The 14682-nt window shown below is 69.9% G+C and carries 13 protein-coding genes and 1 other RNA gene; 7 read left to right on the plus strand and 7 right to left on the minus strand.

Going from position 1 to position 14682, the window contains the following annotated elements:
* Nucleotides 1-41 precede the first annotated feature (41 nt).
* The 5 genes from MEU52_RS04875 to MEU52_RS04895 form a co-directional block, all read right to left on the minus strand.
* The gene (locus tag MEU52_RS04875) at nt 42-866 is read right to left on the minus strand and encodes a TIGR00282 family metallophosphoesterase (protein WP_238119723.1); all 825 of its coding nucleotides are present in this window, start codon (nt 864-866) and stop codon (nt 42-44) included.
* Nucleotides 867-876: 10 nt separating this feature from the next.
* Nucleotides 877-1515, minus strand: a complete 639-nt coding sequence (locus MEU52_RS04880) for a 5-formyltetrahydrofolate cyclo-ligase (protein WP_238119721.1) — start codon at nt 1513-1515, stop codon at nt 877-879.
* A gap of 73 nt (nt 1516-1588) precedes the next feature.
* Nucleotides 1589-1742: non-coding RNA, 6S RNA (gene ssrS / locus MEU52_RS04885), on the minus strand.
* 69 nt (nt 1743-1811) lie between these two features.
* Nucleotides 1812-2198: a cell division protein ZapA gene (locus MEU52_RS04890; protein ID WP_238119719.1), complete on the minus strand. Its 387-nt coding sequence runs from the start codon at nt 2196-2198 to the stop codon at nt 1812-1814.
* A 5-nt stretch (nt 2199-2203) separates the two neighbouring features.
* Nucleotides 2204-2509, minus strand: a complete 306-nt coding sequence (locus MEU52_RS04895; RefSeq protein ID WP_238119717.1) for a DUF4164 domain-containing protein — start codon at nt 2507-2509, stop codon at nt 2204-2206.
* A 437-nt stretch (nt 2510-2946) separates the two neighbouring features.
* Between MEU52_RS04895 and tkt the strand changes: the two genes are divergently transcribed.
* From tkt to MEU52_RS04930, 7 genes are all read left to right on the plus strand, one after another.
* Entirely contained in the window at nt 2947-4938 is a 1992-nt protein-coding gene (gene tkt / locus MEU52_RS04900) for a transketolase (RefSeq protein WP_238119715.1), read from the plus strand.
* A gap of 106 nt (nt 4939-5044) precedes the next feature.
* On the plus strand, nt 5045-6052 hold the full coding sequence (gap, locus tag MEU52_RS04905; RefSeq protein ID WP_238119713.1) for a type I glyceraldehyde-3-phosphate dehydrogenase: 1008 nt from the start codon (nt 5045-5047) through the stop codon (nt 6050-6052).
* A 20-nt stretch (nt 6053-6072) separates the two neighbouring features.
* A complete protein-coding gene (locus tag MEU52_RS04910; protein WP_238119711.1) occupies nt 6073-7269 on the plus strand; it encodes a phosphoglycerate kinase in 1197 nt (398 codons plus the stop codon).
* Between the two features lie 151 nt (nt 7270-7420).
* Nucleotides 7421-8443 (plus strand): class I fructose-bisphosphate aldolase, encoded by a 1023-nt coding sequence (locus MEU52_RS04915; protein ID WP_238119709.1) that lies wholly within the window; start codon nt 7421-7423, stop codon nt 8441-8443.
* 172 nt (nt 8444-8615) lie between these two features.
* Complete coding sequence (locus MEU52_RS04920) at nt 8616-9266, plus strand: thiamine phosphate synthase (protein WP_238119707.1); 651 nt, start codon at nt 8616-8618, stop codon at nt 9264-9266.
* 41 nt (nt 9267-9307) lie between these two features.
* Nucleotides 9308-10477, plus strand: a complete 1170-nt coding sequence (locus MEU52_RS04925; protein ID WP_238119705.1) for a tetratricopeptide repeat protein — start codon at nt 9308-9310, stop codon at nt 10475-10477.
* Nucleotides 10478-10646: 169 nt separating this feature from the next.
* Entirely contained in the window at nt 10647-11435 is a 789-nt protein-coding gene (locus MEU52_RS04930) for an inositol monophosphatase family protein (protein ID WP_238119703.1), read from the plus strand.
* 63 nt (nt 11436-11498) lie between these two features.
* Here MEU52_RS04930 and mutL read toward each other — a convergent pair whose 3' ends face one another.
* Together mutL and hemW are read right to left on the minus strand one after the other, a co-directional pair.
* The gene (gene mutL / locus MEU52_RS04935; RefSeq protein ID WP_238119701.1) at nt 11499-13388 is read right to left on the minus strand and encodes a DNA mismatch repair endonuclease MutL; all 1890 of its coding nucleotides are present in this window, start codon (nt 13386-13388) and stop codon (nt 11499-11501) included.
* Nucleotides 13389-13486: 98 nt separating this feature from the next.
* Complete coding sequence (gene hemW / locus MEU52_RS04940; RefSeq protein ID WP_238119698.1) at nt 13487-14608, minus strand: radical SAM family heme chaperone HemW; 1122 nt, start codon at nt 14606-14608, stop codon at nt 13487-13489.
* Nucleotides 14609-14682: the final 74 nt, after the last annotated feature.

Raw genomic sequence — 14682 nt, forward strand, 5'->3', positions numbered from 1 at the left:
GGACAAAGGCGTGCTGACCTTTCGTCAGCACGCCCGATGGCTCAATTCTCCCAGAAGGTCGGCCGCGTCTCCGCCAGGCTGCCGCCCAGCCGCACGGCGCTGACGCGCACCGCAAGGCCGGTCCGGTCATCGGTCTCCACCGCCACCCCGGACAGGGTGCCCGGCCCCGTGGCCGGCTCGAACCGCGCAGAAGCCAGCTTGCGGGTGAAGCGGCGCAGCGGCTCTTCCTTGTCCATGCCGATGACACCGTCATAGCAGCCGCACATGCCGGCATCGGTGAGGTAGGCGGTGCCGCCGGTGAGGATGCGGTGATCGGCGGTCGGCACATGGGTATGGGTGCCCACCACCAGCGAGGCGCGGCCGTCGCAATAATGGCCGATCACCTGCTTTTCGCTGGTGGTCTCCGCATGCACGTCCACCACCACCGCATCGGCCACCTCGCCGAGCACCGCGCCATCCAGCGCGCGGTCGATGCCGGCGAAGGGGTCGTCCAGCGGATCCATGAAGGTCCGCCCCATCACGTTGAGCACCAGCACCTGGGCGCCATTCTTGGCTTCCACCAGCGCGGCGCCGCGACCGGGGGTGCCTGCGGGATAGTTCAACGGCCGCACCAGCTGCGGCGCCCGCTCGATGAACACCAGCGCCTCGCGCTGGTCGAACGCATGGTTGCCGAGGGTCACCGCATCGGCGCCGGCGGCGAGCAGATCCTCATAGATGGCCTCGGTGATGCCGAAGCCACCGGCGGCGTTCTCGCCGTTCACCACCACGAAATCGAGCTTCCAGGCTTCCACCAGCCCGGGCAGGCGGTCCTGCACCACCTCCCGGCCCGGCCGTCCCACCACGTCGCCCAGGAACAGAATACGCATCGTCAGGCCTTCATCGTCCGCTGCAGGGGATCACCTCAGCTTCCGTTACCATCACATCCACCGGCTCGTCATGGGGTTCGGCGGGCACCCGCTCCACTTCCTGACAGGCGAAGGCAAAACCGACGGCCAGAAGCGGCCTCGCCGCCCGCAGGCGCGCCAGGGTGCGATCATAGAAACCCGCGCCATAGCCGATGCGCAGCCCGCGCCGGTCGAAGGCGGCGAGCGGTACCAACACCACCTCCGGCTCCAGCTGCGCGCACTCGGGGCCCGGGGTCGGAATAGCGAAAGCGCCCTGCGGCGCCAGCGCGGCCCCCTCGGCCCAATAGCGGAAAAGGAGCGGCACGCCCCGATCGACGATCACCGGCAGCGCCAGCTGGGCGTTGCGGCTCCATAGCTCGCGGGCCAGGGGCAGCGTGTCGATCTCATCGCGGAAGCTGGCAAACAAGGCGATGCGACGCCCCGTCAGGTCACCGTCGCGGCCCAGCAGCGATGTGGCGAGCCAGGCGGCCTGGGCGGAGGCGCGGGAGCGGGCCACCACGCCCATCTCCGCCCGCTGCGCCAGCGCCCGGGCCCGCAGCCGCGCCTTCTCGGCGCGCGAGGCCTCGCCATCTGCAGCGGCACCGACCGGAAGATCGACGGGAGAAGGCATGAGGATCCTGGCCACCACGCCCTGGCGGTGAAACCACCGGGCGAAGGCCCTGCGACGAGAGCCTTGAAATCAGTGCGGGGCCGCAAAGCCGTCGGAGGTCGATCCCGGGAAACCTACAACGTAGGTGGGCGCCGTGTGTCCAAGCCCGCAGGCGAGGTCAGAGACAGCTCCCTTAAGGATCGATAAGGCCCCGGGGAATAGTCTCCTAACGCACCCCGCAGCTCCGCTCCTCATATCTAGGGAGCTTTGCCCCAAGGCGCCAGTCCTTCCCGCGACCGGAACCACGCGACCCGAGGTTATCCCATGCCGATGGTGCCGCCGCGCTCCCGCGGCACCAGATCCGCCACCAGCCGCTCGATGCGCTCGGCCACTTCCTCAATGGTGCGGGCCACCTCGCCCTCGCTGGCCTCGATGCGGGCGATCGCGGAGGCGCGCGCGTCGCGCTGCCCCTCGATGTCGCTTTCCAGCGCGCGGATCCGGTTACGCGCCTCGGCCAGTTCGTCGGCGATGGTGATGGCGGCCATCACCACCAGGCGCTGGTCCCCGATCTCGCCAAAGGCCGTTCGCAGCTGCGAAATGCGCGTGTCGATATCGTGCGCCAAGCGTACGAGATGGTCCTCCTGGCCCTCGTCGCAGGCCATCCGATACTGACGGCCGGCGATGGTGACGGAGACATGAGGCATGAAGATCAGCCGCCGTGAGTCGCGAGCACGTCGCGGATGGTGGACATGGCGACATCGAGCCGGCGCATGACTTCCTGCGCCACCTCCCCCACGTCGCCGGCCTCCGCCTGCGCCTTGTCCAGCTGGGCGGCGAGCCGCGCCCGGTCGTTGCCCAGCGCATGCAGCTGCGCCTGCAGCGCCTCCTGGTGACGATCCGCGTCCCGCCGCCGCTCCAGCGCGTCGACCAGCGAATCGAGGGCGGCATGCAACCGCCGGGTCGCCGCCTCAATGGGGGCGTCCTCAATGGGGAGACGTTGCTTCAGCGCGTACATGCAGAAAGTTTAGCCGAGTCGACCCGGCCGGCGCCACTGCTCCTTGAGTTGTCAACCAGAATGCTTTCGGCTTTTTTCTGCATGGCGTTAGCGAGTGGTTGATGCGCCTGACCCCACCCCCGGGGCGGCCAAACCCCGTGCCAGAGGGCACCGGCGGCAAGAAACTACCGCCTCCCGCAGCACCATCGGCGCCTGCCTGCCAAATAGCCCTGCATAAGAGGGCGCCACAGCGACGATGAAACGCGGCCGTGATGGCACTCGCCCCTTGACGTCACGGAGCCGGGCGGGTTTGACACCCCGGCAGGCACTGTTATCTAGACTGCCGCACGGTCGGCATGGGCTCCGCATGGGCCCGAAGGTCGCCGTTCCGGCCGCGCCATTCGGTGCGCACCTTCGCCGTTCCGGCCCGCCGCGCGTGCCGCAGGAGTAGAGGATTAATGTCGAACCGCACCCGCCATGATCGCATGGCCAATGCCATCCGGTTTCTGTCCATGGACGCCGTCGAGGCGGCCAAGAGCGGGCATCCCGGATTGCCCATGGGTGCGGCGGACATCGCCACCGTCCTGTTCTCCAAGGTCCTGAAGTTCGATCCGAGCCAGCCCGGCTGGGCCGATCGGGATCGCTTCGTACTCTCCGCCGGGCACGGCTCCATGCTGCTCTATTCGCTGCTGCATCTCACCGGCTATGCCAGCGTGCCCATGGCGGAGATCAAGCGCTTCCGCCAGCTCGGCTCGCTCACTCCCGGCCATCCCGAGAATTTCGTCACCGAAGGCGTGGAGACCACCACCGGCCCGCTCGGCCAGGGCATCGCCACCGCGGTGGGCATGGCCATGGCGGAACGTGCCCTCGCCGCCCAGTTCGGCCCCGAACTGGTGGACCACCGCACCTATGTGCTGTGCTCCGACGGCGACCTGATGGAAGGCATCAGCCAGGAGGCCGCCGACCTCGCCGGCCACCTCAAGCTCGCCAAGCTCACCGTGCTGTGGGACGACAACCACATCTCCATCGACGGGCCCACCTCCATCTCCGGCTCCACCGATCAGCTGGCGCGGTTCGCCGCCTCCGGCTGGGCCACCACCCGGGTGGACGGCCATGATCCCGAGGCGATCCTCGCCGCCATCGAAACCGCCAAGACCTCCAACCGGCCGACCCTGATCGCATGCCGCACCACCATCGGCTTCGGCTCGCCCAAGAAGGCGGGTTCCGAGAAGGTGCACGGCTCGCCGCTGGGCGCCGAGGAGATCGCCGCCACCCGCGCCGCCCTCGGCTGGGAGGCCGCCCCCTTCGAGATCCCCGCCGACGTGCTGGCCGATTGGCGCGCCGCGGGCAGCGCCGGAGCCACCGCCCGCGCCGCCTGGGAGGCGCGCCTCGCCGCCGCCCCGGCGGAGCGCAAGGCTGAGTTCGAGCGCCGCGTTTCCGGCACCCTGCCGGCCGCCCTGGGAACCGCCGTGGTGGAGGCCAAGGCCCAGGCGGTGGCCGCCGGCGGCGCCGTCGCCACCCGCAAGTCGTCGGAGATGGTGCTCGACATCATCACCCCGGTGGTGCCGGAAATGATCGGCGGTTCGGCCGACCTCACCGGCTCCAACAACACCAAGGCCAAGACCGCCAAGTCCATCACCCCGGACGACTTCTCCGGCACCTTCGTACACTGGGGCGTGCGCGAGCACGGCATGGCCGCGGCCATGAACGGTATGTCGCTGCACAAGGGCGTGGTGCCCTTCTCCGGTGGCTTCCTGGTGTTCTCCGATTACTGCCGCCCGGCGATCCGCCTCGCGGCGCTCATGGGCGCCCGGGTGATCCACGTGCTCACCCATGATTCCATCGGCCTCGGCGAGGATGGCCCCACCCACCAGCCGGTGGAGCATCTGGCGGCCCTACGGGCCATTCCGCATCTTCTGGTGCTGCGCCCGGCCGACACGGTGGAGACCGCCGAAGCCTGGCAGATCGCCCTGGAGGCGCAGGATCGCCCCTCGGCGCTGATCCTGTCGCGGCAGAACCTGCCGCTGCTGCGCACCGACGCCACCGCCGAGAACCGCAGCGCCGCCGGCGCCTATGAGCTGATCGCCGCCAGCGGCCCGGCCCAGGTGTCGCTGTTCGCCACCGGCTCCGAGGTTTCGGTGGCGGCGGAAGCGCGAACCCTTCTGGAGGCCCAGGGTGTGCCCACCCGCGTGGTCTCCGTGCCCTCGTTCGAACTGTTCCTCGAAAAGTCCGCCGCAGAGCGGGCCAAGGTGATCGGGGACGCTCCGGCCAAGGTGGCGGTGGAAGCCGCCATCCGCATGGGGTGGGACGAAATCGTCGGTTCGGATGCCGCCTTCGTGGGAATGACATCTTTTGGCGCCAGTGCGCCGGCAAAGGACCTTTATGCGCATTTCGGAATAACCGCGGAGAAGGTGGCCGAGGCCGCCCTCGACAAGCTCCGGCAGGTTTGAGTTCCGCGCGCGGCGGGCGCGACATCGCAGCGGCGCGGGAATGGGTCCCGCCGCCGCGCCCATAATGCAGGAGCCGTGCCTCATGGCCGGCTATGGAGGATGAGACATGAGCGTCAAGGTGGCCATCAACGGTTTTGGACGCATCGGCCGTAACGTGCTGCGCGCCATCATCGAATCGGGCCGCACCGACATCGAGGTGGTGGCGATCAACGATCTCGGCCCGGTCGAGACCAACGCCCACCTCATGCGTTTCGACAGCGTGCACGGCCGCTTCCCCGGTGAGGTGAAGGTGGCCGGTGACACCATCGACGTGGGTCGCGGCCCCATCAAGGTGACCGCCGTGCGCAACCCCGCCGAGCTGCCCCACAAGGAACTCGGCGTCGAGATCGCTCTCGAGTGCACCGGCATCTTCACCTCCCGGGAGAAGGCTGCCGCCCACCTCACCGCCGGCGCCAAGCGGGTGCTGGTGTCGGCCCCGGCCGACGGCGCCGACCTCACCGTGGTCTATGGCGTGAACCACCAGAAGCTTACGGCCGAGCACCTGGTGGTCTCCAACGCCTCCTGCACCACCAACTGCCTCGCCCCGGTGGCCAAGGTCCTTAACGATGCGGTCGGCATCGAGAAGGGCTTCATGACCACCATCCACGCTTATACCGGCGACCAGCCGACCCTCGACACCATGCACAAGGACCTGTACCGGGCCCGCGCGGCGGCCATGTCCATGATCCCCACCTCCACCGGCGCCGCCAAGGCGGTGGGCCTGGTGCTGCCGGAGCTCAATGGCAAGCTGGACGGCACCTCCATCCGCGTGCCGACCCCCAACGTCTCGGTGGTGGACCTCAAGTTCATCGCCAAGCGGTCGACCACCAAGGATGAGATCAACGCGGCCATCATCGCCGCCGCCAACGGTCCGCTGAAGGGCATCCTCGGCTTCACCGACCAGCCCAACGTCTCCATCGACTTCAACCACAATCCCAACTCGTCCACCTTCCACCTGGATCAGACCAAGGTGATGGACGGCACGCTGGTGCGGGTGCTGTCGTGGTACGACAACGAGTGGGGCTTCTCGAACCGCATGAGCGACACTGCCGTCGCCATGGGCAAGCTCGGCTGAGCGGACAGGGGGGCGCACCGATGACCGCCTACCGCACCCTCGACGATGCGGACCTCACCCAGAAGCGGGTGCTGGTTCGTGTGGATCTCAACGTGCCCATGGAAAGTGGGCGCGTGACCGACGACACCCGCCTCAAGGCCATCCTGCCCACCATCCGCGCCATCACGCAGAAGGGGGGCAAGGCGGTGCTGCTGGCCCATTTCGGCCGGCCCAAGGGCCGCGATGAAAGCCAGTCCCTGGCGCCCGTCGCCAAGGCGCTGGAAGCCCAGCTCGGCCATTCCGTCGCCTTCGCCTCCGATTGCGTGGGCGAGGCGGCGGCCGATGCCATCTCCCGGCTCGCCGCCGGCGATGTGATCGTGCTGGAGAACACCCGCTTCCACGCGGGTGAGGAAAAGAACGCGCCGGATTTCATCGAGGCCCTCGCCAAGCTCGGCGATGTCTATGTGAACGACGCCTTCTCCACGGCCCATCGCGCCCACGCCTCCACCGAGGGCCTCGCCCATCGGCTGCCGGCCTTCGCCGGCCGCTGCATGCAGGGCGAGCTCGATGCCCTCACCAAGGCCCTGGAGGCGCCTGAGCGTCCGGTGCTGGCAGTGGTGGGTGGCGCCAAGGTCTCCACCAAGCTCGAGCTGCTCGGCAATCTCGTGCAGAAGGTGGATATCCTCGTGATCGGCGGCGGCATGGCCAACACCTTCCTGGCCGCCATGGGGCACAACGTGGGCAAGTCCTTGTGCGAGCATGATCTGGGCGAGACCGCCCGGGCCATTCTCGAGAAGGCCAGGGCCGCCCAGTGCGAGATCGTGCTGCCGGTGGACGCGGTGGTGGCCAAGGAGTTCAAGGCCAACGCCCCGCACCGGGTGGTGGACGTGGACCATGTGGGCGCCGACGAGATGATCCTCGACGCCGGCCCGGCCACGGTCGCGCTGGTGAAGGAGAAGCTCAAGGGCGTGAAGACCGTGGTCTGGAACGGCCCGTTCGGTGCCTTCGAGATCACGCCCTTCGATGCCGCCACGGTGGCGGTGGCGAAGGAGGTCGCGGCCCTCACCACCGCCGGCAAGCTGCTGTCGGTGGCGGGCGGCGGCGACACCGTGGCCGCCCTCAACCACAGCGCGGTGGCGGACGAGTTCTCTTATGTCTCCACCGCTGGTGGCGCCTTCCTCGAATGGCTGGAGGGCAAGGCCCTGCCCGGCGTCGAGGCCCTGTGCTCCCACCGCTGACGGCGGATCGTTCGGCCCGGAGCGGCGCGTGCCGGCCCGGGCCTCTTCTCAGTTGCGTAACCGCCCGTCGTGGACCTCGGGTTCCGCGGCGGGCCGGTCAAACCCAAACCTTCCATCCGCCCAATGTGGCGGCAAAGCAGGATTTCAAGGCATGACGGCGGAGCTCGACGCGAACGCGCAGAAAATGGTGGCCGACGGCAAGGGCATCCTGGCGGCCGACGAGAGCACCAGCACCATCAAGAAGCGGTTCGACGCCATCGGCGTGGAGTCCACGGAAGGCAACCGCCGCGACTATCGCGAGCTGCTGTTCCGCTCCACCGAGGCGATGCAGAACTACATCTCCGGCGTCATTCTCTATGACGAGACCATCCGCCAGAAGGCCGCCGACGGCACCCCGCTGGTGGCGCTCATCGAGCAGGCCGGTGCGCTGCCCGGCATCAAGGTGGACGCCGGCGCCAAGCCGCTGCCGTTCTGCCCGGGCGAAACCATCACCGAAGGCCTCGACGGCCTCGCCGGCCGGCTGAAGGAATATCGCGATCTCGGTGCCCGCTTCGCCAAGTGGCGCGCGGTGATCGATATCGGCGCCGGCATCCCCTCCCGCGGCGCGGTGGAAGCCAATGCCCAGGCGCTGGCCCGCTATGCGGCTTTGTGCCAGGAAGCCGGCATCGTGCCGATCGTCGAGCCGGAAGTGCTGATGGACGGCGACCACACCATCGATCGCTGCTATGCGGTGACCGAGTTCGTGCTGAAGGAGACCTTCTATCAGCTCTACCATCAGCGCATCCGCCTGGAAGGCATGGTGCTGAAGCCCAACATGGTGGTGCCCGGCAAGAAGTGCGCCCAGAAGGCGTCGGTGGAAGAGGTGGCGGAAAAGACCGTGCGCCTGCTCAAGAATTGCGTGCCCGGCGCGGTGCCCGGCATCGCCTTCCTCTCCGGCGGCCAGTCGGACGAGGAGGCCACTGCCCACCTCGACGCCATGGTGAAGCTGGGCGGCCTGCCCTGGAAGCTCACCTATTCCTATGGCCGCGCCCTGCAGGCGGCGCCGCAGAAGGCGTGGTCGGGCAAGGTGGAGAACGTCGCCGCGGCCCAGGCCGCCTTCACCCACCGCGCCCGCATGAACTCCCTGGCGGCGCGCGGCCTGTGGTCGGCCGGCGAAGAGCAGAAGGCGGCCTGATCGCCGCGCCTCCCTTGTGAAAGGCCGGCCCTGCGCCGGCCTTTTTCATGCCCGGGGACATCCGCGCCCCGGGGTTCCGCAGCGGCCGGCTCGATCCCGGTCCCCGAGGCAATGGGGCCCGAACCGCCCTCCTGCCGCCAATTCGCCCCTTTCTTGGCCGACCGATCACCCCATGTCGCACCCTGCTCCGCCGCCCGGCGCCCGTCTGATGCTGATCCTGCCGCTCACCGGCAGCCTCACCCCCGCTCACGCCACCGCCTGCGCCACGGCCGGTGACGTAGCGGCGGTGATTCTGACCCCCACGGCGGCCCCGCTCGATCCAGCCACGCTTCGTGCCCTCGCCGCGCCGTTGCAAGCCCTCGACTGCGCCGTGGTGCTGGCCGCCGATGCCGCGCCTGCCGCCGCGGCCGGACTCGACGGCGTGCATGTGAGCACCCCGGCCACACTTGCCGCCACCCTCAAGGCCCTGAAGCCCGACGCCATCGTCGGCGCCGGCGGGCTGGAGAGCCGGCACGAGGCCATGGAGGCCGGCGAATCGGGCGCCGACTACGTCCTGTTCGGCGACCTCGACGGGGCCCCCGCCAGCTTGCCGCGTACCCGCGACATGGTTGTGTGGTGGACCGAGCTGTTTGAAATTCCCTGCGTGGGCGTCGCCGCCGATCTCGAGGCGGTCGCCACCCTCGCCGCCGCCGGCGCCGACTTCATCGCCCTCGCCGCCCCCCTGACGGGCGCCGACGATGCCCCGGCCCAGATCCGCGCCGCACAGGACATCATCGCGGCCCAGGACATCATCGCGGCCGACGGCGCGGATCGCGCACCATGAGCGGGGCGCGGCGCCGCGTTTGCGGGTGGGCCAGGACGGGCGTGGCGGCGCTCGGTCTTCTGCTCGCCTTTTCGATGGTCGCCCCCGTCCGCGCCGAGGAACGCACAAAGCCCGCCACGCGCAGCACCGCCAAGCCGCAGCCGAAACCGAAGCCGGCGGCGCCCGAGGCGACCCCCGGCGCCAAGCCGGGCCCCGAAGGGGCTTCGGCCAAGGCCCCGGCGCCGCTGCTGGGGATTGCGCCACCAACCACCTTTCCTCACCTCGACAGCCCCGGCGCCAGCGGCGACGTCGCCTATGGCGCCTATCAGCGGGGCTATTACCTGACCGCCCTGAAGGACGCCCAGGCCCGCGCAGCCGGCGGCCAGGACGCGGCCGCCATGACCTTGCTGGGTGAGCTCTACGGCCACGGGGTGGGTGTGCCCTATGACCCGAAGAAGGCAACGCAGTGGTACCGCAAGGCGGCTGACCTCGGCTCCGACGATGCCAATTTCGCCTTGGGGATGATGGAGCTCACCGGCCAGGACGGCGCCAGCAACGAGGAGAAGGCGGCCAAGCTGTTCCGCAAGGCGGCAGAGAAGGGCAATGGCGCCGCAGCCTATAATCTCGGCCTGCTGTACATGCAGGGACGCCAGATGCGGCAGGACATGCGGCAGGCCGCCCACTGGTTCGAGATCGCCGCCGAGCAGGACGTGGAGGACGCCCAATACGCCCTCGCCGTGCTGCTGAAATCCGGCAATGGGGTGGAGCGCGACCTGCCCGGGGCGGGACAATTGATGGGGCGCGCCGCCAAGCTCGGCCATGTCACGGCGCAGGTGGAATTCGCCATCATGCAGTTCAACGGCAACGGCGTGCCGAAGGACGAGGCGGCGGCCGCCGCCTGGTTCCGCAAGGCCGCGCTGGCGGGCAACGTCATCGCCCAGAACCGCTATGCGCGCCTGCTGGCGGTGGGCCGGGGCACCGCACAGGACCGGGTGGCTGCCGCCACCTGGCACCTCATGGCCAAGAGCCGCGGGCTGGGCGATCCCATGCTCGACCAGGTGGTCGCCGAGCTTTCCCCCGAGGAGCGCGCCCGCGCCCAGGCCCTGGCCAACCGCTGGGGCGCCGATCTGGCATCCTCGGCCAACGGCGCGCCGGGGGCTGCCGCGCCTGCGCCCAAAACCGCACCGACGCCCCCCGCCCATCCCGCCGCCAAACCCGCCGCAGCCAAATGAATGTGGCCTGAAAGTGCATTGACGGGGCGCGCGCGGCGCGTGTGCCTTGACGGCGCCGTTTCCGGCGGGCACACGTCCCCCCAACATCCCGCATCCTCGCCCGGCGCCGTCTGGCGCTCCCGCGTCGTTTCCCCGCCGCCTCGCCGGCCAGCCGCTTCAGAGTGCCCGCATGATCCGCTCACCGCTCATCACCGTCATGGTCCAGGCCGTCCGCAAGGCGGGCCGCGCCCTCATCCGCGATTTCGGCGAGGTGGAGCAGCTGCAGGTCTCCACCAAGGGCCCGGCGGATTTCGTCTCCGCCGCCGACCGCAAGTCCGAGGACGTGCTGTTCGCCGAGCTGTCGAAGGCGCGGCCCGGCTATGGCTTCCTGATGGAGGAGCGCGGCCGGGTGGAAGGCACCGACCCCGCCAACGAATGGGTGGTGGATCCCCTCGACGGCACCACCAATTTCCTGCACGGCATTCCCATGTTCGCCATTTCGGTGGCGCTGCTGCGCAATGGCGTGCCCATGGCCGGCGTCATCTTCAACCCGGCCACCGACGAATTGTTCGTGGCCGAGGTGGGCCAGGGCGTCTATCTCAACGACCGGCGCCTGCGGGTGGCGGCCCGTCGCAAGCTGGCCGATTGCGTGGTGTGCTGCGGCCTGCCGCACATGGGCCGCGGCAACCATGAGCAGTTCAACGCGGAGCTCGCCGTGGTGCAGAAGCAGGTGGCGGGGCTGCGCCGCACCGGCTCGGCCGCCCTCGATCTCGCCTGGGTGGCCGCCGGTCGCTTCGACGCCTTCTGGGAGCGCAAGCTCGCCCCCTGGGATATGGCGGCTGGCCTGGTGCTGGTGAAGGAAGCCGGCGGCTTCATCTCCGACATGGACGGCGGCGACAAGATCCTGGAGAAGGGCGAGGTGCTGGCCGGCAACGAGCTGATGCACCGCGACCTGCTGCGCCTTTTGAAGAGCGCCTGAGCGGCCCGATCATCCCTGACGTTCGATGCCCGGCCCCGTGCCGGGCATTTTCGTTGGAGCAGCTCAGCGCCGGGCGAACAGTTTTTCCACGTCCTTCAGGGAGAGGGTGACGAAGGTGGGGCGGCCGTGGTTGCACTCGCCGGAATTTGGCGTGGCCTCCATTTCCCGCAGCAGCGCGTTCATCTCCTCCACCCTGAGCCGGCGCCCCGCCCGCACCGAACCGTGGCAGGCCATGGTGGCCGCCACGTGCAGCAGGCGCCGCTCCAGGGGCAGCGCATCGTCCCATTCCGCCGCATGCTCGGCGAGATCGCGCACCAGCCGCGTCACGTCCGCATCCTTGAGCAGAGCCGGCACCTCGCGCACCAGCACCGCGCCGGGGCCGAACGGCTCCACCACGAGGCCCAAGGCGGCGAGATCCGCCGCCTTGTCGGCGAGCCGCTCGGCCTCGGCCGGGTCGAGATCCACCACGGCGGGAATGAGCAGCCCCTGGCGGGCGACGCCATCGCGGTCGAGGCCCGCCTTCAGCCGTTCATAGACCAGCCGCTCATGGGCCGCGTGCTGGTCCACCAGCACCAGCCCGTCGCGGGTCTGGGCGACGATATAGGTCTCGTGCAACTGCGCCCGCGCCGCGCCGAGCGGGCGGTCGAGGTCGACGGCATTGACCGGGGCGGCATCGGCCCGCGCATCGGCCGAGGGGAAAGCGATGTCGAGACGCCCCTGCCCGCCCGGCCCCGCTGGCGTCTGCTCCGGCGCCAAGGGCTCGGCGAAGCCGTCTGCCGGCAGCGGCCGGGCCGGTGAGGTGCGCCAGTCATAGCCGCCACGGGGTGCGAAAGCGGCGGGGCGGGGCTGCGTCGACCAGCCGGGGGCGGCAACCCCGAGGGCCGGTGGCGGCGGCTCCAGCTCCGGCGCGCGGGCGAGGGTGACGAGGCGATCGGCGATGGTGCCGGCGGTGCGCGGCACCCGCTCGGCCAGGGCATCGGTGAGGGTGCGCACGATGAGCGCGCGCACATTGCCGCCGTCGCGAAAGCGCACCTCGGTCTTGGCCGGGTGCACGTTCACATCCACCTCGCGCGGGTCGAGCGCGAAGAACAGCGCCACCACCGGATAGCGGTCCGAGGGCAGAAGGTCCGAATAGGCGCCGCGAATGGCGCCCATCAGCAATTTGTCACGCACCGGCCGGCCGTTGACGAACAGATACTGGCTCAGCGAATTGGCCTTGGAATAGCTCGGCAGGCCGGCGAGGCCCTCCAGCGTCACCCCGCCCCGCTCGCCGGAAATGGTGATGACGTTGCGCCCCACTTCCGCCCCCAGCACGTCGGCAAGGCGGGCGGCACGGCCGGCGGCATCCCGGCTGCGGGCCGGCCAGGTGATGGCCGGTCTGTCCTCATTGACCAGGGTCACCGCCACATCGGGGCGGGCCAGGGCCAGCCGGCGCACCACATCCACTGCCGCCATGGCCTCGGCGCGGTCGGATTTCAGGAACTTGAGCCGCGCCGGAGTAGCGAAGAACAGGTCGCGCACCTCCACCCGCGTGCCCTCGGCGAGCGCCGCCGGGCGCGGCGGCGTCACCACCCCGCCATCCACCCGCACCTCGAAGGCATGGGGGGCGCCCCTGGGCCGGCTGGTGATGGCAAGATGCGCCACCGCGCCGATGGAGGGCAGCGCCTCGCCGCGAAAGCCCAGGGTGTTGATGGCCAGCAGGTCCTCGCTGGCGAGCTTGGAAGTGGCGTGCCGCTCGATGCACAGGGCGAGGTCGTCCGGCCCCATGCCGGCCCCGTCATCGGTGATGCGCACCAGATCCCGGCCGCCGCCAGCGAGGATCACCTCCACCGCCCTGGCGCCGGCATCCATGGCGTTTTCCATGAGCTCCTTCACCACCGCGGCCGGCCGCTCCACCACCTCGCCGGCGGCGATGCGGTCGATGAGCACGGGGGGCAGGCGACGAATGGACATCAGGCGCGGCGCCTCCGGGCGACTCAAGGAAGGGTTAAGGGAATGTTAACGCGGATCATGGCGTCGGGCAGGCACGGCGGGGACCGTGCACAAACGCTCTAATCCTCGGCCAAAGCGCCAATCACCGCATTGAGCACCGGGAAGCCGGCTTCGGTGGCGGCGAGGCGGTCGCCCGCCTGCCGCACCAGCCCTTCGGCGGCGAGATCGGCGATGCGGGCGGGGGACAGGGGCCGGCCGGCGAGGCGCGCATAACGGCGCAGGTCCACCCCCTCCTTCAGGCGCAGGCCCATGAGCAGCATCTCATCCCCCTGCTCGGCGTGGGTCAGCGTCTCGTCGGAGACCATGCCATGGCCCTGCGTCGCCACCCGGTCGAGCCAGGCGTCGGGCATCCGCTCGGTGAAGGTGGCGCGGCGTTCGCCGTCGACGGACATCCGGCCATGGGCGCCGGGGCCGATGCCGGCATATGTGCCATAGCGCCAATAGACGAGATTGTGCCGAGCCTCAGCGCCGGGGCGGGCGTGGTTGGAAATCTCATAGGCCGGCAGGCCGGCCTCCGCCGTCACCTCCCGGGTCACGTCCCACAGGGCGCGGGAGAGGTCGTCATCGGGCAGGATCAGCTTGCCGGCGCCATAGAGCCGCTCGAACGGCGTGCCCGGCTCGATGGTGAGCTGGTAGAGGGAGAGATGCTCACAGCCCTCCGCCAGCGCCCGCTTCAGCTCCTGCGCCCAGGCCTCGGGGGTCTGGCGCGGGCGGGCATAAATGAGATCGAACGACACCCGCTCGAAGGCGCTGCGGGCGATGGCCACCGCCGCCAGGGCTTCATCCACGCTGTGCATGCGGCCGAGGTTCTTCAGGTCCGCATCGTTCAGCGCCTGGACCCCGAGGGACACCCGGTTCACCCCCGCCGCCCGGTAGCCGTGGAAGCGGGCAGCCTCCACCGAGGTGGGGTTGGCCTCCAGGGTGATCTCCGCATCGGCGGTGAGTGGCCAAGCCTCATGAATGGCGGCCAGCACGCCGGCCACCGTCTGCGGATCCATCAGCGAAGGGGTGCCGCCGCCGAAGAACACGGTCTGCGCCCGCCGCGGCCCGGTGAGCGCCCGCATGGCGGCGATCTCGCGCCGATAGGCGGCGAGGAAGCGGGCCTGGTCCGGCGGTGCACGCCGCACATGGCTGTTGAAGTCGCAATAGGGGCATTTGGCGAGGCAGAAGGGCCAATGCACATAGACCCCGAAACCGCCATCGTCCGTCCCCTGCCCGGTAGCCCCCTCTCCCGCTTGCGGGGGAGGGTTGGGAA

The organism is Xanthobacter sp. NM-25 (assembly GCF_022138605.1).
Taxonomy (GTDB): Bacteria; Pseudomonadota; Alphaproteobacteria; order Rhizobiales; family Xanthobacteraceae; genus Xanthobacter.